Here is a 2,402-nt window from a genome sequence, read left to right as displayed (position 1 = left end):
ATGTTTAAAGCACTGGCTCTTTGCAATTGATGTTGTATAGTCCGTTCCCTAAGCTCACCTTGTTTTCCGAAGAAAATAGCTCTTGCTAATCCGTTCATGGCTTCTCCTTTATTTAATCCCCTTTGTATTTTTCTTCTTAATGATTCATCCGATATATAATTCAAAATAAAAATTGTTTTTTCTATTCGACCCATCTCACGTAAGGCTATAGCCAAGCTGTTTTGTCTTGAATAAGATCCTAGTTTCCCCATAATAAGGGATGCTGAAACTGTTCCTTCTCTTATTGAGTGAGCTAATCGCAAAACATCCTCATAATTTTCTTTAATGACCTTTGTATTTATTTGTCCACGTAAAATGGCTTCTAATTTTGGATACTCACTTGCTTTATCTATTGTAAATAATTTTGAGTCTGCTAAATCTCTTATTCTTGGGGCAAATTTAAATCCTAATAAATGAGTCAGTCCGAATATTTGATCTGTGTAACCAGCTGTGTCTGTATAATGCTCTTCTATGTTTAAATCCGTTTCATGGTGCAACAAACCATCTAAAACATGAATCGCATCCCTTGAATTAGTATGAATAATCTTTGTGTAGTAAGAAGAGAATTGATCACTAGTAAAACGGTAGATGGTGGCTCCTTTTCCAGTTCCATAATGTGGGTTTGCATCTGCATGTAGTGATGAAACACCTAACTGCATTCTCATACCGTCTGATGAGGATGTTGTACCGTCTCCCCAATAGGAAGACAATTGTAATTTGTGATGAAAATTTACTAATACGGCTTGGGCTTTATTCATTGCATCTTCATACATGCGCCATTGAGATACATTGGCTAATTGCTTATATGTAAGTCCGGGTGTTGCTTCAGCCATCTTGCTTACACCTATATTCATTCCCATTCCTAAAAGGGCAGCCATAATAATAATCGTTTCTTCTTTATCCGGTTTTCGATTATTGGAAGCATGAGTAAATTGCTCATGAAATCCTGTTATATAAGCAATATCCATCAGTAAATCGGTTAATTTTATTCTTGGTAGCATCTGATAAAGGCTTGCACTAAACTTTTTTGCTTCTTCTGGTACATCTTTTTCTAAGCGTGCAAGTGACAGCTTTCCTTTATCAAGAGAAACTCCATCTAACTTGTTGGAATTGGCAGTTAACCACTTTAACCTTTCATTAAGGCTGCTGGTTCTCTCCGTTATATAATCTTCGAATGATAAACTAACTGATAATCTCGTATTCTCTTTCGTTTGATTCCATGTAAATTCGGAAAACAAATATTCCTCAAAATCTCTATATTGTCTGCTGCCAACAATGGAAACATCTCCTGCCCGAACATGCTCCCGAAGTTCTGTTAAAACAGCCATTTCATAGTAATGACGATTGATTGTTGTACCATCATTCTCGTATAAATGCTTTTTCCAACGTTTTGAAATAAAATCCACAGGTGAGTCATCAGGTACTTTTCGTTTTCCGGATTCGTTCATTCCTCGGATAATCTCTACAGCTTGTAAAAGTGGCTCATTTGCCTTTGTAGAATGAAATTCCAACACCCTTAATAGCGTTGGCGTATATTTTCTTAGTGAATAAAATCGTTTTTGCAGTAAGTCTAAATAATCATAGTCAGCAGGACGTGCAAGCTCCTGGGCTTCTTCGACCGAAGAGACAAAAGAATTCCATTCAATAACGGATTCTAAAACCTCAAAAACGTCTAATTTTTCCTGTTTTGCTTTGATCAAAGCTTGTCCGATGTTCGTAAAGTGTATAACTTTCTCATTCAGCTTTTTACCGTTCAGTTTCTGAATTTCCTCTTGAGCCTTACGACCTTTTGATAAGAGACTAAGTATTTGTCTGTCATGAATTTCAAAAGCTTTATCCGTCAAATCTTGATTAAGATGTAATAAATAGACGGTTAGTATTGAATATCGTTTATTTTCCTGAAAATCACGGAATGCATAAGGTTCATATCTTGAACCCAAGCGAGACAGCTGTAACAGGCGATTGCGGTGCAAATGATTAATTTGCACCGTTTCTAATTCCATTCCTCGTATGTATTCGAGTCGTTCTATTACTTTTAAAAAGGTTTCGGGTGAAGGATGTCCCGGTGGTTCTTTTAACCAACCCAATATCGTTTTATTGGATTCTGACGAATGCTGCAAGGTAATAATATCTTCAAGTTTTTCTTTTTGTTCATTTGTTAGGGATTGACTAACCGTGTTAAATAGCTTCTTTTCAGCCATTGCCCTTGCTTCCCACACTATTCTTTCAAGTGTAGTGATAGCAGGCAGTATGATTTTGTTTTTTCTTAGAAAATCTATGCATTCATGTAGTAGATGAATGGCATCACCATTTTCCAAAGCCAATTGATGTAGGTGCTTAAATGTCATTCTATATTCTTTCAG

Annotated in this window: 1 protein-coding gene; it reads right to left on the bottom strand. The window is 36.1% G+C overall.

Going from position 1 to position 2,402, the window contains the following annotated elements; genetic code table 11:
* Window positions 1–2,402 (bottom strand): Tn3 family transposase (locus FOT98_RS28080; protein WP_050592959.1); only part of this gene is annotated, 2,402 nt, incomplete at both ends.

The organism is Bacillus sp. HY001 (assembly GCF_007558965.1).
Classification (GTDB): domain Bacteria; phylum Bacillota; class Bacilli; order Bacillales; family Bacillaceae_G; genus Bacillus_A; species Bacillus_A mobilis.
This window is presented reverse-complemented; position numbering and strand designations above follow the sequence as displayed.